Source organism: Halorarum salinum, from assembly GCF_013402875.1.
GTDB classification, from domain to species: domain Archaea; phylum Halobacteriota; class Halobacteria; order Halobacteriales; family Haloferacaceae; genus Halorarum; species Halorarum salinum.
In genome coordinates this window covers 2,804,021-2,829,781 of record NZ_CP058579.1, presented here as the reverse complement: position 1 = coordinate 2,829,781, position 25,761 = coordinate 2,804,021, and the positions used below count along the sequence as shown (strand labels likewise).

The 25,761-nt window shown below is 64.3% G+C and carries 26 protein-coding genes and 1 tRNA gene; 17 read left to right on the top strand and 10 right to left on the bottom strand.

Annotated elements, in window-relative coordinates; all coding sequences use genetic code 11:
* Positions 1 to 273: 273 nt before the first annotated feature.
* Positions 274 to 747 carry an AI-2E family transporter gene (locus HUG12_RS21745; protein WP_246308056.1) on the bottom strand — a complete coding sequence of 158 codons (474 nt, stop codon included), beginning with the start codon at positions 745 to 747 and terminating at the stop codon, positions 274 to 276.
* Positions 748 to 1,131: 384 nt separating this feature from the next.
* On the opposite strand from HUG12_RS21745, the gene HUG12_RS14080 reads away from it, so the two are divergent.
* From HUG12_RS14080 to HUG12_RS14070, 3 genes are all read left to right on the top strand, one after another.
* Positions 1,132 to 1,560 (top strand): DUF7539 family protein, encoded by a 429-nt coding sequence (locus HUG12_RS14080; RefSeq protein ID WP_179269379.1) that lies wholly within the window; start codon positions 1,132 to 1,134, stop codon positions 1,558 to 1,560.
* Positions 1,561 to 2,129: 569 nt separating this feature from the next.
* Entirely contained in the window at positions 2,130 to 2,468 is a 339-nt protein-coding gene (locus tag HUG12_RS14075) for a DUF7344 domain-containing protein (RefSeq protein WP_179269378.1), read from the top strand.
* Positions 2,469 to 2,596: 128 nt separating this feature from the next.
* The gene (locus HUG12_RS14070) at positions 2,597 to 3,112 is read left to right on the top strand and encodes an Lrp/AsnC family transcriptional regulator (protein ID WP_179269377.1); all 516 of its coding nucleotides are present in this window, start codon (positions 2,597 to 2,599) and stop codon (positions 3,110 to 3,112) included.
* 370 nt (positions 3,113 to 3,482) lie between these two features.
* On the opposite strand, the gene HUG12_RS14065 is transcribed toward HUG12_RS14070, so the two are convergent.
* Complete coding sequence (locus HUG12_RS14065; protein ID WP_179269376.1) at positions 3,483 to 3,656, bottom strand: hypothetical protein; 174 nt, start codon at positions 3,654 to 3,656, stop codon at positions 3,483 to 3,485.
* A 359-nt stretch (positions 3,657 to 4,015) separates the two neighbouring features.
* Between HUG12_RS14065 and HUG12_RS14060 the strand changes: the two genes are divergently transcribed.
* The 3 genes from HUG12_RS14060 to HUG12_RS14050 all read left to right on the top strand — a co-directional run bounded on the left by HUG12_RS14060 (position 4,016) and on the right by HUG12_RS14050 (position 6,967).
* Positions 4,016 to 5,278 carry a cation:proton antiporter gene (locus HUG12_RS14060; protein WP_179269375.1) on the top strand — a complete coding sequence of 421 codons (1,263 nt, stop codon included), beginning with the start codon at positions 4,016 to 4,018 and terminating at the stop codon, positions 5,276 to 5,278.
* Positions 5,279 to 5,464: 186 nt separating this feature from the next.
* Positions 5,465 to 5,818 carry a hypothetical protein gene (locus tag HUG12_RS14055; protein WP_218836323.1) on the top strand — a complete coding sequence of 118 codons (354 nt, stop codon included), beginning with the start codon at positions 5,465 to 5,467 and terminating at the stop codon, positions 5,816 to 5,818.
* A 510-nt stretch (positions 5,819 to 6,328) separates the two neighbouring features.
* A complete protein-coding gene (locus tag HUG12_RS14050; RefSeq protein WP_179269373.1) occupies positions 6,329 to 6,967 on the top strand; it encodes a phosphoribosyltransferase in 639 nt (212 codons plus the stop codon).
* 167 nt (positions 6,968 to 7,134) lie between these two features.
* On the opposite strand, the gene HUG12_RS14045 is transcribed toward HUG12_RS14050, so the two are convergent.
* Both HUG12_RS14045 and HUG12_RS14040 read right to left on the bottom strand, forming a co-directional pair.
* Complete coding sequence (locus HUG12_RS14045) at positions 7,135 to 7,560, bottom strand: CBS domain-containing protein (RefSeq protein WP_179269372.1); 426 nt, start codon at positions 7,558 to 7,560, stop codon at positions 7,135 to 7,137.
* Positions 7,561 to 7,755: 195 nt separating this feature from the next.
* Positions 7,756 to 8,355 (bottom strand): hypothetical protein, encoded by a 600-nt coding sequence (locus tag HUG12_RS14040; protein WP_179269371.1) that lies wholly within the window; start codon positions 8,353 to 8,355, stop codon positions 7,756 to 7,758.
* A gap of 1,875 nt (positions 8,356 to 10,230) precedes the next feature.
* Between HUG12_RS14040 and HUG12_RS14035 the strand changes: the two genes are divergently transcribed.
* Positions 10,231 to 10,500, top strand: coding sequence for a transcriptional regulator (locus tag HUG12_RS14035; RefSeq protein ID WP_179269370.1), 270 nt, complete (start codon positions 10,231 to 10,233; stop codon positions 10,498 to 10,500).
* Between the two features lie 39 nt (positions 10,501 to 10,539).
* On the opposite strand, the gene HUG12_RS14030 is transcribed toward HUG12_RS14035, so the two are convergent.
* Complete coding sequence (locus tag HUG12_RS14030) at positions 10,540 to 10,965, bottom strand: response regulator (RefSeq protein ID WP_179269369.1); 426 nt, start codon at positions 10,963 to 10,965, stop codon at positions 10,540 to 10,542.
* A gap of 428 nt (positions 10,966 to 11,393) precedes the next feature.
* Here HUG12_RS14030 and HUG12_RS14025 point away from each other — a divergent pair, with 428 nt between their 5' ends.
* Positions 11,394 to 12,335, top strand: coding sequence for a methyl-accepting chemotaxis protein (locus tag HUG12_RS14025; protein ID WP_179269368.1), 942 nt, complete (start codon positions 11,394 to 11,396; stop codon positions 12,333 to 12,335).
* 6 nt (positions 12,336 to 12,341) lie between these two features.
* On the top strand, positions 12,342 to 12,770 hold the full coding sequence (locus HUG12_RS14020) for a chemotaxis protein CheW (RefSeq protein ID WP_179269367.1): 429 nt from the start codon (positions 12,342 to 12,344) through the stop codon (positions 12,768 to 12,770).
* A gap of 288 nt (positions 12,771 to 13,058) precedes the next feature.
* Here the strand turns inward: HUG12_RS14020 and HUG12_RS14015 are convergent, their stop codons facing one another.
* The 4 genes from HUG12_RS14015 to HUG12_RS14005 all read right to left on the bottom strand — a co-directional run bounded on the left by HUG12_RS14015 (position 13,059) and on the right by HUG12_RS14005 (position 17,001).
* Entirely contained in the window at positions 13,059 to 14,042 is a 984-nt protein-coding gene (locus HUG12_RS14015; protein ID WP_246308207.1) for a DNA polymerase domain-containing protein, read from the bottom strand.
* The gene (locus HUG12_RS21740) at positions 14,042 to 14,734 is read right to left on the bottom strand and encodes a hypothetical protein (protein WP_246308055.1); all 693 of its coding nucleotides are present in this window, start codon (positions 14,732 to 14,734) and stop codon (positions 14,042 to 14,044) included. The genes HUG12_RS14015 and HUG12_RS21740 overlap by 1 nt, the downstream gene beginning before the upstream one ends.
* Before the next feature lie 741 nt (positions 14,735 to 15,475).
* A tRNA-Ala gene (locus HUG12_RS14010) sits at positions 15,476 to 15,547 on the bottom strand.
* A 104-nt stretch (positions 15,548 to 15,651) separates the two neighbouring features.
* On the bottom strand, positions 15,652 to 17,001 hold the full coding sequence (locus HUG12_RS14005; protein WP_179269365.1) for a hypothetical protein: 1,350 nt from the start codon (positions 16,999 to 17,001) through the stop codon (positions 15,652 to 15,654).
* A 279-nt stretch (positions 17,002 to 17,280) separates the two neighbouring features.
* On the opposite strand from HUG12_RS14005, the gene HUG12_RS14000 reads away from it, so the two are divergent.
* Genes HUG12_RS14000 through HUG12_RS13985 form a run of 4 tightly spaced genes read left to right on the top strand, consistent with a single transcriptional unit; the run spans position 17,281 to position 19,857 of the window.
* Positions 17,281 to 17,745, top strand: a complete 465-nt coding sequence (locus tag HUG12_RS14000) for a 30S ribosomal protein S15 (RefSeq protein WP_179269364.1) — start codon at positions 17,281 to 17,283, stop codon at positions 17,743 to 17,745.
* Between the two features lie 6 nt (positions 17,746 to 17,751).
* Positions 17,752 to 18,891, top strand: coding sequence for an exonuclease RecJ (locus tag HUG12_RS13995; RefSeq protein ID WP_179269363.1), 1,140 nt, complete (start codon positions 17,752 to 17,754; stop codon positions 18,889 to 18,891).
* Positions 18,888 to 19,214 carry a KEOPS complex subunit Pcc1 gene (locus HUG12_RS13990; RefSeq protein WP_179269362.1) on the top strand — a complete coding sequence of 109 codons (327 nt, stop codon included), beginning with the start codon at positions 18,888 to 18,890 and terminating at the stop codon, positions 19,212 to 19,214. Before HUG12_RS13995 ends, HUG12_RS13990 begins: the two co-directional genes overlap by 4 nt.
* Positions 19,207 to 19,857 (top strand): 30S ribosomal protein S3ae, encoded by a 651-nt coding sequence (locus tag HUG12_RS13985; protein ID WP_179269361.1) that lies wholly within the window; start codon positions 19,207 to 19,209, stop codon positions 19,855 to 19,857. Before HUG12_RS13990 ends, HUG12_RS13985 begins: the two co-directional genes overlap by 8 nt.
* Before the next feature lie 136 nt (positions 19,858 to 19,993).
* Here the strand turns inward: HUG12_RS13985 and HUG12_RS13980 are convergent, their stop codons facing one another.
* Positions 19,994 to 20,407: a plastocyanin/azurin family copper-binding protein gene (locus HUG12_RS13980; protein WP_179269360.1), complete on the bottom strand. Its 414-nt coding sequence runs from the start codon at positions 20,405 to 20,407 to the stop codon at positions 19,994 to 19,996.
* Positions 20,408 to 20,534: 127 nt separating this feature from the next.
* Between HUG12_RS13980 and HUG12_RS13975 the strand changes: the two genes are divergently transcribed.
* The 4 genes from HUG12_RS13975 to HUG12_RS13960 all read left to right on the top strand — a co-directional run bounded on the left by HUG12_RS13975 (position 20,535) and on the right by HUG12_RS13960 (position 25,746).
* Entirely contained in the window at positions 20,535 to 21,272 is a 738-nt protein-coding gene (locus HUG12_RS13975; RefSeq protein ID WP_179269359.1) for a protein sorting system archaetidylserine synthase, read from the top strand.
* A 139-nt stretch (positions 21,273 to 21,411) separates the two neighbouring features.
* Positions 21,412 to 22,698 (top strand): histidinol dehydrogenase, encoded by a 1,287-nt coding sequence (hisD, locus tag HUG12_RS13970; RefSeq protein ID WP_179269358.1) that lies wholly within the window; start codon positions 21,412 to 21,414, stop codon positions 22,696 to 22,698.
* Positions 22,699 to 22,780: 82 nt separating this feature from the next.
* On the top strand, positions 22,781 to 23,149 hold the full coding sequence (locus tag HUG12_RS13965; RefSeq protein WP_179269357.1) for a HesB/IscA family protein: 369 nt from the start codon (positions 22,781 to 22,783) through the stop codon (positions 23,147 to 23,149).
* Between the two features lie 176 nt (positions 23,150 to 23,325).
* A complete protein-coding gene (locus HUG12_RS13960) occupies positions 23,326 to 25,746 on the top strand; it encodes a GAF domain-containing protein (protein ID WP_179269356.1) in 2,421 nt (806 codons plus the stop codon).
* The last annotated feature ends 15 nt before the right edge of the window (positions 25,747 to 25,761 follow it).

Genomic DNA, 25,761 nt, shown 5'->3' with positions numbered 1-25,761 from the left:
GAAGGACCGCTGCGAGGGGGCGACCGATCGCGAGCAAGTAGCCCGAAACCGGAAGCCAGACGCCGAACGCCCGACGAGCGGGAGCAGCGTGAGGATGAACGTCGCCACGGTCAAGAACACGACGCCCGGCATGCCTACGAGCACCAATCCGATGCCAAGCAGTACCGCCTGAACCCCCGCGACAGCGACGTTTCCGATAACGGACGCCCACATGAGAGCGTCAAGTTCTTCGAGCAGTTCCCGCTGTACACGATCGGAGACGGGGACTACCGATCATAGCCACGTGACGAACTGTTCACCGTCTCGCAACAACGCAAAAAGTACGAAGACCGTCACGGTGAGCCCGATCAGCACGCCGGGGAGGCCACCGATGACGGTTATTGCGCCGGTCGCGAGACGCTGCACCCCGGTGGCGATCGGTTCCTGATACGTCGCATACAACAGATCGAAGTCGATCACGTAGCCAATGGTCTCGATCCGGCCCTGAATCGTGTCAGGACTGAGTTCCCCTTCCCGGATGGCGGTTAGGAGCCCCAGTCCCTGCTGAATCGCGACCGTGAGGATGTATGCAACCGGAATGAAAAGCACGAATGTCGCGAGCGAGATGAGGGTGAGGGCAGCCGTATCCGAGCGCATCCGACGCTCGAGCCTCCGCCGTACGGGTGCGAGAACGTATGCGAGGACGCTCGCGAGCGAGACGTATTGATGCTGTGTGAGTACGAGGAGCGCGGCGAGAACGCTGCTCACCGCCGCCAAAATCGATGATCCGACACGATCCGAAAACCAACGTTGTCGGTCACCCCGATCAGTCATATCCCCATAACGACATCCACGTTCTTGGTTCGTGTGTACGGAATCGAATCCCCCACGAGTGACCATCAACGATCTCGGGCGCTGCGGTCATCGAGACGGGTGCAATCGCGCCGGATCGTGAACCATCACCGATCGAACTGTCGTACCGGACTCATCCGTGGCGCTTCTGTCAGGCGCCACCGTCCTCGGAATCGCGTTTCTCCGGGCGTCCGTGCGTGATTCGGGTCGTATCGCTCGGCGGTCGGTACCGCCGCCCCCACGTCCGCCGATCGGAGGCGTCGTACGAACGTTGATTGATCTGCACGTCGTCCTAGACGCATGGCCGAGTTCCCGGACGAGCGACAGCTCGTCGTACTGGCGCGATCACACTTGGAACAATGGACGAACAGCGCCCGGACCCGGGCGTACGACGAACTGTTCGACGGTGACGACCCGGTCCTCACCTCCGAGGAAGTTCGACTCCTCGATGCGCTCGACTCGGCGATGGAGCGACAGGGTGGCGATGGCGTGTGGGGGACTGACCAGTACGGGATCCACACCGGCGGGTCCACGAGTTCGGCCAGTTCGATCGGCGTCGTCTGCGTGTACCACCCCCAGATCACCTCGGACTCCGTCCTTCAGGGAGGTGACGATCTCGACGACGAGACCGAAGAGCGACTCAATGCAGCACTGTGGCAGTACAGCGAGCGCGTCGCGACACTGATCGGAGAAGAACTCGACGAGTTCATCCGTCAAGCCCAGAGGTGACCTCCCGACTGGGATCCGTTTCCACGTCGCGAGTGAAACACCCCACGTCACTGAGTAACGCCCAGGTTCTTCGTCAATTGCCTCGAGAATCGGACGGGCCTCGTCGAACTTTGCCCCCCGCACCACATCGCCTTCGAACCTGTTGAACTCGACGGGTCCAACATCCTCTAACTCGGGGGAGGCGCACGTGATGAAGTTCGTAACGGAGCGTAGCGTACTCCTCATGTCAAGCGTCTCGCCCATTCACGATGGCACGTGATGCCGATCAAAGGGGAGGATCCCGGGTTCGTCGGGAATCCCCATCTGGCGTAGGTTCGTGTCGCTCGATGATCAGTATGGGTGAACAATCCGGTCAACTGCTGACACTACCGTGAGGATGTGGGTGAAAGCCGCTCTTCATCGTCTGACGCACGTATGACTCATCCACAGCTGCCGAGATATCACAGTATGCGTCCGCTCTCACGGGCAGTGAACGTGGTACTGAAGGCTTGACTGCCGTCCATTCCCGAGGATCGCCTCGTGGTTCGCATACAGATTTGATCCGGTCACTGTTCCGATCGACCCCTACCATGGACCACCAACAAGCAATCCGCACTGAGACGGTAGACCAGTTACTGAGTCTCCTCGCGAACTCACACTGCCGGAGTGCACTCACCTACATGAGAGAGGAGTCGACGGACGTGTTCTCCGTCGGTGACATCGCGAACGCACTCGGTACGCAAGCCGATAGGGAGGTAGACCAGGTCACCATCCAGTTACACCACGCGATTCTCCCCAAGCTCGCGGACGCCAGTGTCGTGAACTATGACGCGCCATCAAAAACGGTCCAGTATCGAGGGCATACCGAGCTGGAGTCCCTCTTAGATGGCCTCCGGACTGCGAACCGACGGATGGATTCGGAGTTCTGACCGGGTCTCCCGCCCGGTAGATCCCGGCCGATTCTCCTGGAAATCCACTGGCAGGATGAAACAACGACGCGACAGCGTTCCAGCGCGAGGAGGGAACGTGTTAGGAGTCCTCACGCCGTGGGTCAGCTATGGGCCGTGACCTGGACGAAGTCGACCGGAGCGTCCTCTATCTGCTCCAGGGGGACGCCCGAAACACGACGGCACAGGAGATCGGCGATACCGCCGGCGTCTCCGCCAGCACCGTTCGCAACCGGATCGACCAACTCGAAGCCGACGGCACCATCGAGGGCTACCACCCGGAGATCGACTACGAAGCGGCCAACCTCCCGTTGCAGATGACGTTCGTCATCAGCGCATCACCCGCCAACCTTCCCGACATCTCGGAGCAGATCCGGGGCATCCAGGGCGTCATTGACGTCCGGGAGATGCTCACCGGCCGCCGGAACGTCCACGTCGACGTCGTCGGGACGAGCACGGCCGACATCACCCGAATGACCGACGCGATCCACGATCTGGGCGTCGAAATCGAGAGTTCGGAGATGATGCGACGCCGGCACGTCCAGCCGTTCAACCACTTCTTCCTGCAGGGAACAGACCGGAGGGACGCGCACGGCGGAGGGGACGTAGACGACGCCGATTCGTGAGCGAACCCCTTCTCGATACGGCTGTGGTTTCCGCAGAACACTGGAGACACATCGATGATAACCACGCCGATGGAACCAGAATAAACAGTTCGTTCCCTGTTTACTGTGGATTCTCGAACGTTGTTGCCTGCGTTCACAACACCGTTATCGTGGGCCGGTTCGAACCGCACGGTGAGGAAGTGAGGCCGGCCGGCTCGCCGACCGGCCCCACTTTGGGACCCCCTCGAGAATCAAGAACGACTACACTTTCGATGCGCTGGCGAACGAACACCGTCGCACGCTCCTCGTCGAACTGCTCTAATCGAGTTCGGAAGAGGACACCGTTCACGTTCCCACGCAGGTGGATTCGGGGGCCGGAGAACCCGACCGATCACGGACGGTGCTGCATCACGCCCCGGGAACGCCGCTGAAGAACCGTGACCGCGGTGAGCGTGTAATCAACCTCGGGGCTGACCCCGTGGAAGTCGTCAACGACTGGGTTCACGACCAACACCCCCGCGTCGAGGACGACCACGGGCGAATGCCGCTCGTCTGTACTAGTCATCGTCCCAGGGCGTATTGACTGCTTGATATGCAGACCTACTCACGGTTGATTCGGACAATCGTAGTTGAAAATAACCGGCCAATAGTGTCGTGTTTGGCAGTGGACCGGCCAATTCAGAAGGACGGCTACCGCAACTGGGGTATTCTCGGAAGTGGTCCTATGCGGCTGACTGATGGAACGCTATGTACGGTATCTGTAGTGAGAGATTCTTGAGCCAACTGTACGTTTGAGATTACACGGTCACATAGCATTCGCTTTCGTGCGAGCAAATGCTCGCTGGTTGCGACAAACGAAGCAAATAGTCTTCACTCTCACGGACACATCCAATTTAGGTGAACAGCCCTTACACCTGTTCTCTCATGGTCTCTTACGAGGTTGGGCTCATCGTTGCGGGCGTCGCCATCCTCGCTGCGGTCGTCCTCCCCCGGTTCCTGTCCGGAAAGCCGCTTTCGATCCCCATCATCTACGTCGCCGCGGGCTTTGTGCTGTTCTCGCTCCCGCTGGGCGTCCAACCTCCGAACCCCATCGCAGAGAGTGAGGTCACGGAGCGACTCACGGAGCTGGTCGTCATTATCTCCATCATGGGGGCGGGCCTCAAAATCGACCGCCCGCTGGACCTCTGGTCGTGGGGAATGACCTGGCGACTCCTGGGCGTGGCGATGCCGCTTACCATTGCGCTCACTGCGCTACTCGGCTACTGGGTGCTCGGAGCGCTCCCCGCTGTCGCAGTGCTCCTGGGGGCAGTCGTCGCCCCGACCGACCCCGTGCTCGCGTCCGAAGTGCAGACCACCGCGCCGACCGAGTCGACCGACGAGACAGTCGCGCCGGGCGACCAAGAGGACGACGTCAGGTTCGCGCTCACCTCGGAGGCCGGGCTCAATGACGGGCTTGCGTTCCCGTTCACGAACCTCGCCATCGCCATGGCCGGCGCCGCCACCCTCGCGTCCACCGGCTGGGTGACCGACTGGCTGCTCGTCGACGTCGTATACAAAGTGGCCATCGGTCTATTCGCGGGCTACGGCGCCGGGTGGCTGATGGCATCGTTCGTGTTCCGCGGGGCGGCGACGTCGGAGTACGACAAGATCCTGAACGGCGCGGAGGCGCTCGCTACGACCTTGATCACGTACGGAGTTACCGAGCTCGTCCACGGATATGGTTTCATCGCGGTGTTCGTCGCCGCGCGCGAGCTCCGCCACTACGAGTGGGACCACGACTACCACTTCGCGCTCCATGACTTCGCCGTAATGACCGAGCGGCTGCTGATGGCGGCGGTGCTCGTCCTGTTCGGCGGCGTGCTCGCCGGCGGGCTGCTCAGGCCGCTCTCGCCGATGGGCGCCGCCGTCGCCCTTGCGCTCGTGTTCGTCGTCCGTCCGCTCTCCGGGGTCGTGAGCTTGGTTGGATCGCCGTTGGGGTGGGCCGAACGGCTCGTGATTTCGTTGTTCGGCATCCGCGGTATCGGTTCGTTTTTCTACCTCTCGCATGCCCTCAGTGAGGCGTCGTTCCGGGAGGCACAACTCCTCGCTCGCGGTGACGAGCTCTGGGCGTTCGTCGGCTTCGTGGTACTTGTCTCTATCGTGCTTCACGGCGTGCTGGCCACCCCTGTGATGCGGGTACTTAAATGACCCTTGGTGAAGAGGACTCTCCCCCCTGGCCCTCAGTAACCAGTACAGAGAGTGGAGTTGGCGGTTCGGGCTTTCAATATTGTATAGGTGCATCCAGGGACAAGATAGCGATGGTTGAAAATAACCGATAAGTAAGATTCCCTATTGGTCACGCGATTTAAGCACATCGCGAGTCGATTTACAGACATGGTCGTGCCCAGACTGGATTGGAAAAATCAGCCAGGGTATAAATTTAATTTGACTGCTATCGTAGTTGCAGTAGTGCTTTTTGCAGTCTACTTTTATCTGTGGTGGACAGAGGGAGGGGGGAACTATCTCGTACTGTGGATCGTCTTCGTCATGTGGCTGATCGCCTTTTTCACGCACTACTGGCAACCGATATTATATCTCGTCTTTGCACCGCTCGTCGCCATCCTCACCTTGTTTTCGCTCCTCATTGGCGACTGGGGCCAGCCAATCGACCAAACCGCAAGCCTCCTCACGCTCGTCTTTCTCGTCCTTCTGGTCAATCTCTTCTTTCACGAGGAAGGCACGCAGTGATCAGTCTAAGCTACTCATCCAGTTGACCTAGTGTCGGAAAAACACCTGGCGAGTAGAGGTCGGAGAGTAATGTACTTCGGGGAGAGAGCATTTGACAGATCGTCAGATATCGTTCGCGGTCACCGGGATCTGCACAGCGTATGAGGTTGCCCGTTACCATGAGCACGACTACGATAAGTCGGATCAATAGACACTGGTCACTTCGTCATGTATCGATAACGGAGTCGAAAGCACCGCGGCAGCTTCACGAAGTGAACGGGGCTAGCTGCTCCGGCGTCGTGGTCCAGCATCGCAACAAGCGCAAAAATGTCGCCACCGTGACCGCAAAGTCCCTCCCAGTAAGGAGAGTAGCTCCTGAGTTCACGAGGCCGTCTCACCCACAGCTGATATCGCAAACGACGTCTGTAGCACCGACCATGATTCGATTACGGGAGTGGTCTCCGAGATACCGTCCCTTCCTGCGGCAACCACTAACGTGCGAGGCCCGTAACGCGCCCGGGTGACCACGCCATGTTCCAAGAGCGGACGGACGCCGGTGGCCAACTCGCCGACGTTCTCGACCAGGACGACGTCGAGGCCGATATTGTCCTCGGAATCCCGCGCGGCGGGCTTCCCGTCGCACGGCCCGTTGCCAATGCGCTCGACGTACCGCTCGATATCGTCGCCGCGTCCAAGATCGGCGCCCCGAGCAACTCGGAGCTTGCCATCGGTGCCGTCGCCAGCGATGGCAGCAGTTGGCTGAACGACGACCTCATTGAGCAACTGAACGTCCCGGACGAGTACATCGAGCGTGTACGCGAGCGGGAGGCGGAGAACGCGCGTCAGAAAGCCGACCAGTATCGGAGCGATCGTGACCCTCCGGAGCTAGCTGGGAATCGGGTCGTCATTGTCGATGACGGGCTCGCCACTGGGGCGACGGTCCGAGCGTGTCTGAGACACGTAGATGAGGCTGGTGCGGAGCGTGTGGTCCTGGCGGTCCCCGTTGGCTCGCCCGATGTGATCGAGGAGCTCCAAACTGACGCCGACAACGTCATTGCCGTCGAGAGTCCGCCCCATTTCAGTGCAGTTGGGGAGTTTTACGAGCAATTCGGACAGGTCTCCGACGAGGAGGCTATGGCGTATCTCGACGACGAGCAGTCGTCAAGCTAAAAGGGATCGGTTACTGATCGGCGGGCGTCGGTTGACTGCCCGCTTCGCCAGCTGTTGGGCGCACAAATCCGGATGTCAAGTATCGTCCGCGGTTCGATTGCCGTCCGCGAGGGATCGGACGAACCCTCGCATCGTCCGTGAACTGAAAAAAGGAAAGCGGAGTCGGATTATGGGCTATATTCGGGTGATTGAACCTCGATTGTATCGGCGATTTCATCGAGTTGCTCGCCGACGGTGGCGACGACATCGTCGTGTGTGACGATGCCCGTCAGGTCCCCACTATCGTCGACGACGGGAATCCGCCGCACGTTATGCTCACCGATGGTCCGCGCGATTTCGATTGCCTCCTCGTCCTCGCGCAGTGTCACAGGGTCATTGGTCATCACGTCCTCGACCGGTCGCTCGGCGATATCGTCACCGTCTGTGACGGAGAGGGCGATATCGCGGTCGGTGACGATACCAACCGGTTCGTTGTCCTCGGCAATGACGGCAGCCCCCACGCCCTCCGAGTCGAGCGTCTCGGCGACATCGCCCAGCGTGTCGTCACGACCTTCGGTTACGACATCGTCTGGACCTAGATGTCCAACTGGCATGAGTACATCTCAGCTAGCTAATGCTGTCTCAACAAGCTAGGGCTTTCGCTAGGAAGTCGTCTAACCCACGTTCATACTCAATGTAGTTGGCAGCAACGGGAGCGTATCCCTCTGTTCCCAGGGCAGATGGGTGATAGTCGAGGACGTCATTGACCATGAAATGGGAAAGATCAAGCGGTTGGTCTCCCGTGGGTGCTACCCCCCTTCGGCCGTGGTGACGTCCTCAAGCTGGTCTTTGACCTCCTCTTTCATTGCGTCAGTGACGATGGACTCGTCGGGGTCGCGCTGCTTGTCCTGGGGGAGGGAGAACTGGAGCCTTTGAGTATACTCTGGGGATCCACCCATCCTCGACTTGACCATCGTGACAGCATATTCTTGGCGAGCGTCGTCCACTGACATCTTGCCGGTGATGATATCGTGAGCGAGGTTGAGCGCCAAGACGTTCGCCGCCTCTTGATCGCATTTGGAGGCGAGTTCGCCGTTGGTTCGGTCAACGTACACGCTACCGTCGAACCGCCCGAGATCGTCGAACTTCTCGGGCGGGACACGATAGTCGATGACCTGCTTGAGATAGTCAGTGTGCTCCTTCGGGAAGTTGTGCGGGATGCCGTCACGGTACAACTCCGTCCGCTTCCACGAGCCGTTATCATACCAGAGCAACTCGCTCGGCGCTGCCTCGTCCGGCCATCCGTACCGCTCGATGACGCGCTCTGCGATCTCCGTCGGCTCGTTCGGCCAGTCTCTGATGATCTCTTCGACGGTCTGCTGGTCGACGGGGGATTCAGTGGTTGCCATGGTTTTGGGCGGGAAACTGGTGACTGTTCGTGAACGGGACAACGACTCTACGCCACATCGCCACGACCGGGCGTCAGGATCTTAATCGGCCGGTCGTAATAAAAGGAAGGCGATGGAACGCATAGGAAGCTATACGTCCAATTCCCAAAACGATTTTACCGACGTCGCTTGACAGATAAGCGAGTAACGAAGGAGTTCGACGACGAGTGTCAAAAGTTGGGTACCCTCCCTCGTCCCTTCCTTGATCTAGCGCCGAAGCAACACTTCTCCGTTATTCTCCGGAGTTGTTCTAGTTTAAATATGCGTCTATACATTCGCGGACCTACTTAATGGCTAATTCAGGCATCAGTAGTTGAAGGTAATCGGCCAGTCGCATTGTGTTTGGCAGTGGGCAGGCTAATTCAGATGGACGGCTACCGCGACTAGGTGAGTCTCGGAAGTGACTTCGTGCGGCTGACTGATGGAACACAATGTACAGGTTAGAAACGAATCAGTGGGAAGAGATCCCCCTGACTCACTCCGTTTCAGTGCAAACCGGTTAATCCATCTCCCCCCTTATCTGGCTGAAGCACCTCCGTCCTTCCACGGAAACACGATACTGCCCTGTGCGTTTGGCCCCGATGATGGAGTGGTCGCTTGAACCGGATGATCGGTCGCCTTGGTCGCTTCGTGTGGTTGATACGCGGAACGTTACATTCGCTCTCCCGTTTCCGAAGAGCCACGCAGCCATGACGGACTCTAACAACCGCCCACAGACCAGCTGTCCCACGCTCGACGAGCTCCTGGTCCATCTGAGCGATCCGACGCGCTGGATCATCCTCCTCGGCATTATCAGTCTCCTTATCGGAGCAACACTCATCGGACTTCAAACCAAACGAGGGCGATTCCGGCTCTAAAACGGAGAGTGACAACTCTTGATACTGGGCAATATCAGAACCACATCGCTTGCGATGAGACGAGACCCGGTAGGTCGCTGTCAAGGTAGCTCACAGCGAGTAGAATTCGAGATGTGGTTTACATCATTGACTGGCACTAACGTATTCATAAGCGATTCGTGGTGCCGGAGGTGGTTTCAATTGACCCTCCAGATCTCCACCTGTCGGTACTTGCTATTGCTGGGATGACTGACTTGGGGCACTGACCTCCACCGTTCCGAGAGGGGTAACAACTGATGAATCGGATATTCGGTAGTGTGCTTCGCCAAATGGATAGCGTTGGATCAGGTGTTAACTGATGCCACGAGTCTGGTGTGACGATTGCAATGCAAGATACGCTATCTCTGCATTCGAAAAGACATGTCCAGGTTGTGGGTCAGGGTCCATCTCGCCTCTCGATGATGGAGGACTTGGAGTTATTCTGTAGAGAAGTGTTTATCGCTTCTTAACTACTGGCATACCCCCGAGGGAGCGAACCAACATCGTCATGCAAGCGTAGTCTTCGCGCTCCTGCAGTGCGGACATCGTCTGAATTCATAGGTGCCGTAGTCGTTCTCCACCTTGACGAAAAATTGTCGTCCACACTTGTGACAATGATAGTTTGGCATGAACGCACTCTTCGAATGTGAGTTGAATCAACTTCCATGCCAGCGTTGTATTCCCAAAGGAGTGGATTCCCCACCTTTATTCCGGGTCTACAACTACTCACAATTAGAATTTGATAGAAACTGAAGGAAAGATGGTGGAGATTATGGTCGGATTCCAACGCTTGCGTGTCAATCAGTGCCAAACGCTTAATCCTCTATAGTACGGACCTAATGAATGGAGGAATGCGTCCCCGGAACCAATGTCCAACCTCACAGACACTTCCCCAATGGGATGCATTGCACTCGACCAAGTGTTCATCTGTCTGAGCCATCCGACTCGTCGTCGGATCATGATGACGCTTTACGAGTACAATCGACGTGATATTGAGGAATTCACCGCTCCCAGGTTCAACACGGAGGAGAAGGACTGGGAGCTGTTCAAAGCTGAACTCAATCGGAAGCATCTCCCGCGCCTCAAGCGGGCCGGGATCATCAGCTGGGACCGTGACTCTGACACTATCACCCGTGGGCCGAAGTTCGAGGACGTGCGGCCACTCATCCGACTCATCGATGACCATCCAGATGAGTTGCCGGAGGACTGGTCGTATCCTGAGATCGACTGAGACAGGTGAAAACGGGTCTCCCGTGAATTGGGTAGAGTGCTACCCCGGGGGTGAGCGGTTGTAGTCGACCCAGAAGGTAATGACCTCTCGTGCGACCGTCTCGTATTTATCTGGATTATCGGGCATTCTGAGATAGGCGTTCGCCTGGAGCTCGTAGCTCTGGTGAACGTCGGCCTCGGCGTCGGAGTTCGTGAACACGAGGACGGGGAGTCCGACGAGATCAGGATTCTCCCTTACCTCCCGAAGCACGGCGAATCCGTCGTCGTCCGGAAGGCTCAGGTCTAACAGAAGGATATCAGGAATAGTGGTCGACTTCCCATCCACGCGCTCGGTCAGGAAGTCGATCGCCTCTTGACGTGTCGTGACACCGGAAATCGAAGTACTGCGCTCAATTGAGTTGAACGCTTCTTCGACTAGTCGCGCGTCAGCAGGATCGTCTTCGACGAGGAGGACGTCAATGGTCATCTAAATTTGGGACTTCTATAGGGCTTCCAGAGTACTAGTGGGGATAAGACCTGGGTCTAACTGGTTAGGTCATCGTTGAACTCGCAGACTTGCTTAGCGATAGATTCAGACACTCATTGTTGAATATAACTGGGTCAGTAGCATCGTATTAGGAAGTGAACAGGACAATTCAGAAAGGATGACTGCCGCGACTGGGGTATTCTCGGAAGTCCTTTGGCAGAACCCAAGAGGATTATAAGAAATTTGGTTATTCTCACCTTCCGAAAGCCGTAGCTCCAGCAAGGAATCCGTTTCTAGCACTTTGCTGCATGGAATAATTCTCCTTCAAATCGAGTAATTAACATCTAAGTAGAAAATTAAGCCTGAAGGAACCAGAATGTGTAATTCGAGGGATACAATATTATACAGACTCCCCTCGGGTCCAACCGATGTCATCCCAACCCGTGGACGATGGGCAGCAGACGGAAGCAATGGACGTCGAACAAGAACTCGAGGATGTCGAAGATGAGGTCTCCGACGCGCTCGCAGAACTCCAGGGGGCCTCCGAGGAGATCGCCGGCAGGACCGACGCGATCGTGGACCTCGGCCGCGAACAGAGCGAGGGGATGGGCGAGGTTCGCTCGGAGGTCACGGACATGAGCGCCGCCGTCGAGGAGGTCGCCTCCTCGGCCGAGGAGGTCGCGGCCGAGAGCCAGGAGGTCAGCGACCTCGCCAGCGAGGGCCGCCAGTCGGCCAGGAACGTCATCGACGCGATGGACGAGGTCCGACACGCCTCGACCACCGTCTCCGAGCGCGTCCGGAAGATCGACGACGGCGTCGACGAGATCGACGTCATCATCGACGTCATCAACGGCATCGCCGACCAGACGAACCTGCTCGCGTTGAACGCGAGCATCGAGGCCGCTCGGGCGGGCGAGGCCGGCGCCGGATTCTCGGTGGTCGCCGAGGAGATCAAGTCGCTCGCGGAGGAGTCCCAGCAGCGCGCCGCCGACGTCGAGTCGACGCTCGACGGCATCAAGTCCGACACGTCCTCGGCGGTCGACGCGCTCGACGAGAGCGACGAGCGGGTCGAAGACGGAATCAAGGAAGTCGATAATGCAATGGAGAATCTCGAGGACATCTCCGACTCCGTCGACGAACTCGACGTCGGCGTCACCCAGGTCGCCACCGCGACCGACCAGCAGGCCGCGAGCGCCGAGGAGATCTCCGCGATGGTGGACCAGACGGCCGAGAACGCGGACCGGATCCTCACGGAGGCCCGCGAGATCGACGCCGCGGTGCGCGAGCAGTCGGACGCCATCCGGAACGCCGGCGATCACGTCGATACGATCAACGATGTCGCGGAGGATGGCCTGGAAACGGGGCGGTGAGTCGCTATGACCGCGAATTCGACTGAAACAGAGCTCGAAGTGCTCGAGTTCCAGGTCGGCGGTGAGGAGTACTGTGTGTCACTCGAAAGCGTCGAGGAAGTCGTGACAATGGATGGGTCGCTGACGCCGCTCCCGAACGCGGACCGGTCAGTGCTCGGTGTGATGGACCTCCGGGGACGCACAACGAGTGTGCTGGATCCGCGGGCCATTTTCGATGCAGGTGGGGCCAACGACGAAGGCAGTGTGGGTGAATACGTCGTTGTACTGTCGGAAGAGGGCTCGGGAACGAGAGGATGGCTCGTCGACGCGGTCAATCGGGTAGTGAGCGTTGGTGAAGACGCAATCGACAACTCAGTTGCGGACGGACCTGTTCAGGGGGTACTGAAGGCCGATGAAGGATTCACCGTCTTGGTAGATCCGCAGAACGTGAGTTGAGAAGAGTTCCGGATCGGTCGCCTCTCGCCCTGGCGAATCAACCCGACCGATCGTAGTCAGGAGGACCAAGGAACTTAATCCAGGATTACAACAAAAGATGTCAAACATAGCCAATCATCCTTCGATCGGCCATTCTCGGAAGTGGGGGAGCCGGCTCCACGAGAGATTCGGTGGATGAAGCCGGTTCGGGATACCCCTGTCATCCCCTGGGCATGCCCACATCGTTGGTGGGCCAGTCGATATATAATGAAAACTGTTGGTCAAATAGTCACTTCACTCTCGATCTCGTTAATACGCCTGGATCGGCGGCGTCTCACTCTCTGCAAGATGTGACTTGATATCCGCCTCGCTGCACCCGCCTGGTGAGAGGACACTCACCGCAGCACTAATACACTGCTCGCGGTACCACTCGGCATCATAGTCGTCGACGTGCTCACGGGCGAGTCGAACGCGTTCCGTCCCGCGCCCGTCAGCGTCTACGACGACGTACTCGACCTGCTGTCCAGGCGCGAGTGGGGTTCCTTGGCGTTTCATCCGCCGGAGCGCACAGACTGTGAGTGTCTCCTGACTGGATTGCTCGACGTCCTTCGAAACGCGCTGCTGTACTTCGAGTTGCTCTACAGGGATGTCCCCGGCAGCGAGTTTGGTGAGCCATCTCTCTAAGACGCCGAGGACGGCGTCGACGTCGTGCGTCCTGTCGAACGTCGCGATAAAACCTCGCTGGACGCAGGCAACGAACAGGGGGGTGTCGTGCTGGCGACACTCGATCCCCCGGAGCTTCACCGCTTCGCCCTGATCCTCGGCAGGATTGGATGGAAGTACCTCGCCGCTGCGTCGTCCGAAGTACTTCGTGAGTGCGCCAGCGTCTGAATCCCGGAGCAGGCAGAAGGCGACCCAGTCGAATGCTGCCTCGTACTCAAGTTCGATCTGGGCCTCTCGCGAGACTTCCGCCGTAATCTCCTCAAGTGGCCGGCGGTCTTCAACGTCGACGTCCGCCGCCGGCGTTACCCAGATAGAGTCCACGATCCCGTGGAGCACTCGCCACCCTCCATCTTCCAACGCTGTTTTGGCGTCGAGGAGGATCTCGCGGGCGTAGGCGTTGATCGTCTCGTGGCATTCGATCCGTCCGAACTTCGCGTTCGCGTGGCCCTGATAGCCGAAGCACGCGACGAGGATCCACTTCAACGCTGCCGAGCGATCCTCGAGCGCTGCTCGCTCTGCCGGGTCGTCGGTCGTCTTGATGGCCGACTTAATCTCATCGCGATCGTCGATCAGCGGACCGAGGACGTCGCCAAGATACCCTTCCTCCCGCTCGGGCTCGGGAGGTCGCCCACGCGGGCGTCGACCCCATGCTTGGCGAGAAGCGCCGCGGTCGTGAGGGCACCCGCGAGCCCTGAACTCCGCTGGGGGTGAGAGAGCGCGCGCCACCCTTCGCGCTCGTCGACATGGTCGCTCGTGGCCTCCTCGGCGTCCTGGACGACGTAGACGCGCTCCACGTCGTGCGCATCGAGTGCGTCGAGGAGCGACTTGTAGTCGGAGTTCTTGAACTGCCTGGTCACCGGCGAGAGGCACGCGTATCCGTCCTCGTGGGCGCTCACCGCGTCCGGCATTCCCTCGGTGATGAGCACGGGCTCGTCCGAGCGGAGTGTATCGAGACCGTATATCGGCTCGGACAGTGAGACGTACTCCTTCGTGTGCGCGGGCTTCGCGTACTTTCCGGACATGAAGTCGGCCGGATGGCCCTCGCCGCCGTCCGCGCCGCCCCGCTCGCCACCGGTCACGCGCGCGATAGCATAAACAGGCTCCCCGTCCACGTCGAAGTACGGGAATACGTACCGCCCCTGCCACAGTGGCCGGAGGTCGGCCGTGAACAGCCCCGTCTTGAGGATGGTCGGGTCGCTGAAGCCCGCCTGCCGGAGGTGCCGGAGGAGGCTGGATGCGTCACTATCCCCGTCCTCGTCCACGGGCGGAGCCCACCCCAGCCGTTTCGCCTCGACAGTCTCTGGCGTCCACCCGCGCCAGTCGCAGAAGTACTCCCGGGCCGTATCGGGCCGCTCGGGTGGTCCCCGTCGGGGCCATGGTCGCGTATCGGGTCGTCGAGGCGGGCGTGGAACCACTCCAGGGCTGTGCGGAAGCACGCCTGGGCGCGCGCATCAGCCGCTTCCTTGAATTCTCCTCCCCGAGTTCGTGCCTTACCGACGGATGCCGCCGACGTAGGGCAGGTTTCCGCCGAATCCGTCGACCCTTCCCCGACGCAGTCGGGCGTTTCAGCCTCGTTATCTAAACCGTTGGACGGTTCTTCGGACGTCGACTTGTCGCCCGTACTGGTATAGTCGGCACGCGCGTCGCCGTCCAAGACGCACAGCTCGCAGATGGGAGCCCCGAGGAAGGCATCGGTGGCGGGCTCGCCACAGTGATCGCACGGCTTACCCGTCATGGACGGCACCTCCCATCGTCGAGCGCCGGGCATCGCTGGTCCTCCTCGATCTCGCCCCCGCAGTCGTCGCAGAGGAGGAGGTCGATAACGCTCACGCCGACGACCTTCGTTCCCTCACGAAACCGCGAGCAGGCGGGGACCCGCGTCTGAAAAAGTGTTGAACTCCCGGAGCTGAGGGAGCGGTCGTCAGCCCAGAAGTGGCGAATCCGGCCGCCTCAGAGTCAGTACCTTGCGGTCGTGGACCCTGGGTATGGCGCAGGAATCGGAGTGGACTCGCCGGGATTTGAACCCGGGGCCTCTCCCATGCCAAGGGAGTGATCTACCACTGATCTACGAGCCCTCGCACTCCTCCGTAACCGAGGTTCGGGCATAAACCCCTCGGTTCACGTCGCCGTCTGCGAACGAGTGACGGCCCCACGGGACCACGACCGCCGGAACCCGACGCTACTGATTCCGCGCGAAAACGCCGACCCGACTCGCGAGCGACCGAGCGACGGCCTCGAAACGGCCGACGGTGAGCACCGCGATCAGCACGCCGCCCGCTGCGTTGAACGCGAGGTCGTTGACGATGTCGCCGGTACCGTACTGAGCCAGCGCCGCTCGTCCCCCGAAGACTGCCGCGACGCCGCCGCTCGCGAACTCGAGGAGCTCCCAGGCGACGCCCGCGGCGAGGACGAACAGGACGACGAACACGCTCCGGAACGTGGGCTGGAAGTCGACCGCGTCGGTGTGGAGTTCGACGGCGCGCGCCAGCGCGTAGCCGATGCCAGCGATGAGCGTCGCCGACAGCGCGTGCGCGACCGAGTCGTACCAGCCGAACTGTCGATACGGTCCGATCACGCCGACGGCGTGGAGGCCGACGGCCGCGGTCACCCACAGCGTCAGGCCGACGCCCATCGGGTAGCCGTACTCCCGCCTGAGGAGGGCGGGGGCGAACGTGACCGCCAGCGTGACGGCGCCGTTGAGGAACATTCCGACGTTGAACTGGACGGCGCCCACGACCGCGATGAGCGCCAGGATCGAGCGCATCGCGTGAACCGCCCACCGTTGCTGGCGACGGTCGCCGGGGAGATCCACCTTCGACTCGGCCGTGTCCCGTCGATTGGGCCGCTCGTGGCGGCCGTCGTGGTCGGAGCGTTCGGCGCGGTCGTCCGCGGATCCGGCATCGTCCGCGGACCCGTCGTCGTCCGATTCCTCGGCGACCCCCTCGACTCGGGTGTCGCCAGTCGGTGCGTCGGGACGGTCGGGGCGATCCGAGAGCCGGAAGTACGCCTCGAACACGAACCCGGCGACGACGCCCGCCCCGGTCGCGGCCACGATGTCCCACATGAGCTCCGTCTGTCCGCCCACGAACTCGGTCCCGAGGAGGACGTCGGACGCCCAGGTACCGACGGTCCAGACGGCCGCGAACGCCATCGTAGTGACGATCACGAAGACGACGGAGAAGCGGGGGGTCAGCGCGAGCGACGTGTACGAGTCGAGCGCGATGGCGGCGAGCAGCGCCAGCCCCGCCATCACGAGGAACGGCGTGGCCGCGCTCACCACGCCGGCCGCACGCAGGAGAACTGGAACCGAGACCAGCGCGAGCAGGGGCCAGGGCATCGTCACGGCCGGGTCGCGTTCGATGGCCGGCGGAACGACCGCGACGGCCACGACGAGCGCGACGAACACGGCCCAGTCCAGTTCCCCGAGCGTCAGGAACCGAACCGCGCAAGCGACGAGCACGACGACGAGCAGCCACGCGACTTCGGCGCGGAGTCCACGTAGCGTCACCAGCGGTCGCGTCGTGACCATGTACGAAACCATAGGACGCCGCGGAGGAAAACCGTACTGGCGGTACCAGCACCCGACGTCCGGCGCGTGCCGCGACCGACCCGAAACGGTTTAACCCGTCGCGGGAGCACGTGCGGATGGGAACAGCACGGCCGCAAATCTGACTCGCCCGCCGTGGGCTTCGAGATTGCGGAGGTGCCCCCGTCGGCCAGCCGTATCCGCGCCGTCACGGCGACGGTGCGGACGCGCTAGGTGCCGGCGGCGGCTCGCTTCTGCGGTGCGTGCGTTCCAACCAGTAATATGGCACGAATGCACACACGCCGCCGCGGTTCGTCCGGTTCGGACCACCCGGTGGCAGACGAACCCCCGGAGTGGAGCGACGTAGACGCCGAGGACGTCGAGGAACGCGTCGTCGAACTCGCGGAGCAGGGGCACGACCCCAGCCGGATCGGCCTGGCGCTCCGCGACGAGGGCGTGAAGGGCACGCCCGTCCCCGACGTGAAGCTCGCGACCGGCAAGAAGGTCACCGAGATCCTCGAGGAGAACGACGCCGCGCCGGAGCTCCCCGAGGACCTGCGGAACCTCCTCGAGCGCGCCGTCCGCCTGCGCGAGCACGTGGACGAGAACGCGCAGGACGCACAGAACAAGCGCGCGCTCCAGAACACGGAGTCGAAGATCCGTCGCCTGGTGAACTACTACCGGGGCGACGAACTCGACGAGGACTTCAAGTACAGCTACGGCGCCGCGAAACGGCTCCTCGAGTAGACCACGATGTCCACGTCCCGCGCGGCCGACCCGCCAGCCCCCGACGCGGTAGCGGCGACGCTGCGCGAGGCCGAGTTCGTCCGCCTCTGCGCCCGCCCGACGGGCGACGCGCTCGCGGCCGCCGGCCTGCTCGCACGCGCGCTCCGCTCGGCCAGCACGCCGTTCCACGTCCGAACGACCCGCGCGGGGACGGCCCCCGACGGCGACGGGACGCCCGTCGCCCTCGGCTGGACTGCGCCCGACGCGACGTTCGTCCCGGCCGGCGACCGGCCCGTGTCGGTCGTCGCGGCCGAGGTCGTGGCGGAACTCGGCGCCGACCCCGACCCCGTCGTGGGGCTCGCGGGGGTCGTCGCCGCCGAGTCGGCGCCGGGCGCGGACGGGAGCGGCTCGCTCCTCGAGTCGGCCGAGCGTCGCGACGCGGTCGAGCGTCGGCCCGGCGTCGCCGTGCCGACCGCCGACCCGGCCGACGGGCTCGCGGGCTCGGCGCTGTTCCGGGCGCCGTTCTCCGGCGACCCCGAGGCGGCGCGCGCGCTGCTGGCCGACCTCGACTACCCGGCGGAACCGGACGACGACGACCGACGCCGGCTCGCCTCCGCGGTCGCGCTCGACGCGACCGCCGACGCGCCGCCGCGGGCGGCCGAGGCGGTCGGCCGCGCGCTCCACCCGTACGCGACGCCGGAGGGCCCGTTCGAGACCCTCGGCGGGTACGCGGACGTGCTCTCGGCGACCGCACGGGAGGCGCCAGGGCTGGGCGTCGCGCTCGCGCTCGGCAACGACGTCGCCCGCGAGGCCGCGCTCGACGCCTGGCGCTCGCACGCGACCGCCGCACACGGCCTGCTCGACGACCCGTCGACGAGCCGCTACGACGGCGCCTTCGTCGTCCGGATCGACGGCGAGTCGGACGGCCACGCCGTCCTCGCGACCGCGGCGCGGCTGGCGCGCGACTTCGCGTCGCCCGAGCCGGTCGCGCTCGTGGTCGCCGACGGCGCTGCCGCGGCGGCCGGCGTCGACGGGACGACGGACGTCACGGCCGCACTCCGGGAAGCGGCCGGGGACGGCACGGCCAGTGGCGACGCCCGGCTCGGCGACGCGAGGTTCGACGGCGACGTCGAGTCGTTCGTGGGCGGGTTCAGGGGGGCGCTATGAGCGAACGGAGTCGGACCGAGGAACCCCGGACCGCGACGTTCGAGACGCGCCACGCCGACGCGGCGGCCGCGCGGACCGTGGCCGCCGCGCTCGCGCCGGACAACACCCCGCAGATCCGCACCGAGGCGGACGGCGACGTCGTCCGCACGCGGATCGAACGGGACACGACCGGCGGGCTCCACGCCTCCGCGGACGACTACCTCGTGAACGTCGCCGCGGCGGACGCGGTCGTCGCGAGCGCTCGCGACGTGGACGACGGGACCGAACGCGGCGACGGCAGCGACCACAGCGAATCTAGCGAACACAACGACACACATGAGTGAACGATCAGTCTCACGACAGCGACAGGGCAAGCGGTGGTACACCGTGCTCGCGCCCGAGCAGTTCGACAGGGCCGAGCTCGGCGAGACCATCGCCGAGGAACCGAACCAGGTCATCGGACGGACCGTCGAGACGACCCTCGGCGACCTGACCGACGACCAGAGCAAGAACAACACGAAGCTGACGTTCAAGATCACGGACGTCGGCTCGGACTCGGCGTACACCGAGTTCATCGAGCACGAACTGGCGCGGGACTACCTGCGCTCGCTCGTCCGCCGCGGCGCCTCGAAGGTCGACGCGGTCCTCACGGTCCGCACGACCGACGACTACCGCGTCCGGCTCCAGCCCGCGGCGTTCACGACGAAGAAGGCCGACCGCTCCCAGGAGCAGGCCATCCGCTCGGTGATGACCGACATCGTCGAGGAGGCCGCCGCGGACCGGACGTTCGAGGGGCTCGTCGACTCCGTCGTCGAGGGCCGACTCTCCTCGGCCATCTACGGCGAGGCGAAGACCATCTACCCGCTTCGCCGCGTCGAGGTCCAGAAGCTCTCGCTCGAGGCCCGGCCCGAGGAGGTCGCCGCCGAGGAGGAGGCCGCCGTCGACGTGGACGAGGAGGACGTCGCCGTCGAGGGCGACGAGGCGTAGCTCCACGGACGCCGTCCACCGCATAGCGACTCGATTTCGACGTTTTTCGGCGGCAGACGACGCGAGCGGCGACTCCGTCGCTGCCGAACGGTTTCCGCGTGGAAACCGCTCCAATCCGGTAGAAACGCGTGGGCGTCTACTCCTCGACGACGACGGTCCCGACCATCCCCGCCCGTTCGTGCGGGATGCAGAGGTAGGAGTACTCGCCGGCGACCTCGAACGCGTGCGAGAACGTCTCCCCGCTCGTGATGGCGCCGTCGTTCCCGTCCCAGGCGTCGCGGGCGGCGGCCTCGGAGTCGAACCCGCCCGTGGCGAAGTAGTCGGCGCCCTCCGGGAGGGTGTCCTCGTAGGCGGTCACCGAGTGGGCGCGCGAGGAGGTGTTCGCCCAGACGACCTCCTCGCCGACGGTCGTCGTGAACTCCCGCGGGCGGAACGCCTCCGCGGTCATGCCGACGTCGTAGTCGTCCTCGGCGAGCGCGTCGCCGAGACAGCCCGAGACGGCGAGCGTCGCGGCCGCGCCGGCGGTCGCCAGGAACCGTCGTCGTCGCATGGCCGGGGATCGGTGCCGACGGGATATATGGCCCCCGATTTCGGGGCGTGCGGGGCGGCTCGCGGGGCCTGCCGAACGGGCACGCGGGATGTAAAGACGTAAATCCGGCCTCATCCACCGGGGGAACATGTCCCGGCGGCCGCGGTTCGTCTCGCGACTGGGGGTGGCCGACCTCGTCACGACCGGGAACGCCGCGCTCGGGCTCCTGGCGGCGCTGGCCGCGACGTTCGACCCGGCCACGGCGGCTCGACTCGTCCTCCTCGCCGCCGTCGCGGACGGACTCGATGGCGTGCTCGCCCGGAAGTACGGCGGGACGCCGGTGGGGCCCCACCTCGACTCGCTCGCGGACGTCGCCTCCTTCGGCGTCGCCCCGGCGGTCCTGGTCGCGGTCGTCGCCACCGGCGAGTGGACGTGGGCGGGCTCGCCGGCGCTGTTCGTCGCCTCCGCGGTCGTGCCGGCGCTGTTCGTCTCGATGGCGGTCGTCCGACTCGGCGTGTACAACGTGGAGGACGAGGGGGAGAAGACGACCCACGGCGTACAGACGACCCTCGCGGCCACCATCGTGGCCGCGGGAACGCTGGCCGGGATGGGCTCGCCCACGTTGCTGCTCGGACTCGCGACGGTACTCGCCGTCCTGATGGTGACGCCCATCCGGTATCCGGACCTCCACTGGCGGGACGCGCTCGTCATGGGCGCCGTGCAGGCCGGCGCGATCCTCCTCCCGGGCCGCCCCGGCGACGTGTTCGCGTTCGCGCTGCTGTTCCTCGCGCTCGGCTACATGAGTCTCGGCCCGCGGTTCTACTGGCGGGAGGCGGGCGGGGAGGGGGCGGCCGCCGAGCACACGGACGGCGAAACCGGCGCGTAGGAACGGGCTCTTCGGTACGGCTCCCGGACGTCGGCTTCCCGCGGGCTCTCCGCCGGCCGGCCGGCGCGGCGTCCGACCGCGTGAGACGGCCGCTCGCGGGACCGGAACGTCTTTTCCGCGGCGGACCGGAGCCGACGACATGACATCGAACCTCGAAGCCCGCGCCGTCGCGGAGCTCTCCCCCGACGAGCGCCGGGCGTTCTTCGATCGCGACGCGGGGGTGGCGGGCGTCCGCGACGACGTGGCGGACGTCGTCGGGCAGGTCCGCGAGGAGGGCGACGTCGCGCTCCGGGAGTTCTCCCGCGAGTTCGACGGCGTCGAGGTCGGCAACCTCGAGGTGACCGACGAGGCCGAACGCGCCGCCGCCGAGGTGGACGACGGGACGATGGCCGCGGTCCGGGAGGCCATCGCGAACGTCCGGGAGTTCCACGAGGCACAGCTCCCCGAGGACTGGACGAGGGAGTTCTCCGAGGGGCGGACGCTCGGCCGGCGGTTCCGCCCGCTCGACCGGATCGGCGTCTACGTTCCCGGCGGCGCGGCGGCCTACCCCTCCTCGGCCATCATGGGCGTCGTCCCCGCGACGGTCGCCGGCGTCGAGCACGTCGCCGTCGCGACCCCGCCCGCCGAGGAGGTGAACCCGGTCACGCTCGCGGCCATCCACGAGGCAGGCGCCGACGCGGTCTACTCGGTCGGCGGCGCGCAGGCCGTCGCCGCGCTCGCGTACGGGACCGAGACCGTCACGTCGGTCCGCAAGGTGGTCGGCCCCGGGAACAAGTGGGTCACCGCGGCGAAGGCCGAGGTCCGGGGCGACGTGGAGATCGACTTCCTCGCCGGCCCCTCCGAGGTGCTCGTCCTCGCCGACGACACGGCGGAGCCCCGATTCGTCGCCGCGGAACTGCTCGCGCAGGCCGAACACGACCCGGAGGCGAGCGTCGTCGCCGTGACGGACGACGAGGGACTCGCGGCCGACGTCGTCGCCGCGGTCCGCGAGCGGTTCCCCGAGCGCGAGCGGGCCGACGCCATCGAGGCGGCGCTCGCGAACGACGCCTCGGGCGTGCTGTACGCGCGCTCGATGTCCGAGGCGGTGCTGTTCGCCGAGGAGTACGCGCCGGAGCACCTCTCGGTCCAGGCGGCCGACGACGAGGCGCTGCTCGACCGGATCACGAACGTCGGATCGGCGTTCCTCGGGCCGCACACGCCGGTCGCCGCCGGCGATTACGCCTCCGGGACGAACCACGTCCTCCCGACGAACGGCGGGGCCAAGGCGTTCGGCGGGCTCTCGGTGGACACGTTCCTCCGCTCCTCGACCGTCCAGCGGCTCTCCGCGGACGCGCTCGCGGAGCTCTCGGGGACGGTGACGACGCTCGCGGAGGCGGAGGGGCTGGAGGCCCACGCCGCGAGCGTCCGCGAGCGCCTGGAGGACTGAACCGGCCGACCGCCGAGGAGTGGACCCTCGGAACGGGTGGATCGGCGTCACAGTTAACCCCCTCCGTGCGATAGCACCATGCATGAGCACGGACGCGTCCGGCGGCGAGGCGACGGGGGTACCGGTGACGGTGACCGCCGACGCCGCCCGAGAGGCGCTCTCGCTCCTCGAGGGCGAAGGGATGGACACCGACGTGAGCGGGCTCCGGCTGTTCGTCCAGCAGGGGGGCTGTGCGGGGCTCTCCTACGGGATGCGGTTCGACACCGAACCCGAGGAGGACGACCAGGTGACCGAACAGCACGGGCTCCGGGTGTTCGTCGACCCGGCGTCGATGAACTACGTCGGCGGCGCGAAACTGGACTACGAGTCCGGCCTGCAGGCCGCCGGCTTCCACGTCGAGAACCCGAACGTCGAGAGCGAGTGCGGCTGCGGCGAGTCGTTCCGGACGTGACGGCGGCCGACGTCGGCCCCCCGCGGCGGGAACGGACGGTAGGATCGAACCCCCGTTCGTCCCGACGTACCGCGAACTCCCGGCGCCGCGTTCGACGGCGTTCTCCGTGGCTTGCCCCGAAAGCGTCGCGTAATTTAGGGGAACGTTTTTGTCGATTCATCGAAGTGCACTGAGGAATGACGACCTCGAGGAGCAACGGGTCGGAACGGACGGTACGCTGCCTCTACATCGACGACGACCGGGAGCTCCTCGAGCTGACTCGGTCCGTCCTGGAGTCCCGCAGGCCCGCGTTCGACGTCGAAACCACCCCGTCGCCGAGGGAGGGGCTCCGAATGCTGGAGGAGCGCGACTTCGACGCGGTCGTCTGCGACTATCAGATGCCCGAACTCGACGGGCTCGCGGTCCTCGAATCGATCCGCTCGCGTCACGGCGACGACGTCCCGTTCGTCATGTTCACGGGGAAGGGTCGACGGGAGGTGGCGATCGACGCCCTCAACCTCGGCGCGGACCGCTACGTCCGGAAAGGGGGCGACCCGTCGTCCCAGCACGGCGCCCTCGCACGGGCGATCGAACAGGAGGTCGAACACGACCGCACCAGACGGCAGCTGCACAGACGCGACGAGAACCTCCGGATCGTCCTCGAGTCCATCGGCGACGCCGTCATCACCACCGACGTCGAGGGGCGGGTCACCAGGATGAACCCCGTCGCGGAGGAACTCACGGGGTGGACGACGGCCGAGGCGGTCGGCCGGCCGCTCCCGAACGTCTTCGAGATCGTCGGCCAGGAGGACCGCGAACCCGAGGAGGACCCCGCTCGGAGGGTGATCGAGCGGGGCGAGACCGTCGGCCTCGCGAACGGCACGATCCTGATCGACAGGGACGGGTCAGAACGGTACGTCGCCGACAGCGCGGCCCCCATTGAGGACGGGGACGGCGACCTCGTCGGCGTCGTCATCGTCTTCCGGGACGTCACGGACGGGTACCGCAGCCGGGAGCGAGCGCGAAAGCAGCGGCGGGCGATCGTCGACGTCTCGGTCGACGAGTCGATCACGAGCGGGAGCCTCGTGGAGGGCGCGCGCACGATAACGGAGGCGGCCGCCGAAACGCTCGACGTCGACCGCGTCGGCATCTGGCTGTTCGAGGACGACAACGCCGTCCTCCGTAACGTCGACCTGTACGAGCGGTCGACGGACGCCCACGAGTCGGGGCGCGAACTCGTCGCCAGTGAGCATCCGGACTACTTCGACGCGCTCGAGACGCATCGGTCGATCGAGGCCGCCGACGCGCGGCGCGACCCGCGCACTGCGGAACTCTCCGACCCGTACCTGGAGCCGCTCGGCATCCGATCGCTGCTCGACGCGACCCTCCGTTCGGGCGGCGAGGTCGTCGGCGTCGTCTGCCACGAACACGTGGGCGACCGCCGGGAGTGGCGGGACGACGAACGCAGGTTCGTCGGCGAGATCGCCGACCAGGTCCTGCGTCTCCTCTCGAACGCCCGACGGAACGAGTACGAGTCGACGCTCAAGGAGCTCCACGACATCGCGACGGACATCACGACGTTCGACACCCCCGAGGACGTCTGTCGGCGGACGATCGGGGTCGCGGAGACGCTCCTGGAGTTCGACCGGTGCGTCATCAACCTCGAGGAGGACGGCATGCTCCCGATCGCGGCGATCTCGTCGGGCATGCCGCCCGACGGGGTCACGCCGATGTCGGTGGAGGAGGGGATCGTCGGCAGGACGTACCGGACCGGCGAGTCGATCCTCCTCGCCGACGTCCGGGAGGCCGAGGAGGCGAACCCGCAGGGCCCGTACCGGGCGGCGCTCAGCATCCCGATCGGCGACCACGGGGTCTTCCAGACCGTCAGCGAACGGACGGACGCGTTCGACGCGGACGACCGGGAGCTCGCCGAGCTCCTCGTCTCGCACGCGGCGCAGGCGCTCGACCAGTTGGAGAAGGAACGGACGCTCCGTCGACAGAACGAGCGGCTGGACGAGTTCGCGAGCGTCGTCTCCCACGATCTACGGAACCCGCTGAACGTGGCACGGGGACGGCTGTCGCTCGCTCGGGAGGACTGCGACAGCGAGCACCTCGACGACGTCGCCCGCGCCCACGACCGGATGGGGACGTTGATCGACGATCTGCTCACGCTCGCGCGGGAGGGTCGGACGGCCATCGAGACGGGGCCCGTCGACCTCGGCGACGCCGTCGAGACGTGTCGGCGGACGGTCGACACGGCGGACGCGACGCTCGTCGCGGACGCGGACCTGGTCGTGCACGCGGACGCCGGTCGGCTCCAGCAGTTGCTGGAGAACCTCGTCCGCAACGCCGTCGAACACGCCGGTCCGACCGTCACGATCGGGGTCGGGGGGCTGGACGACGGGTTCTACGTCGAGGACGACGGACCCGGCATCCCCCCCGACCGGCGCGGCGACGTGTTCGACATGGGGTACTCGACGGCCGAGGGCGGGACCGGGTTCGGGCTCCCGATCGTGGAGCGGATCGCCGACTCGCACGGGTGGGAGGTCGCCGTCACGGAAGGGGTCGACGGCGGCGTCCGCGTCGAGATCAGCGGCGTCGACGTTCTCGATGGGTAGTCGCGTGTCGTCGAC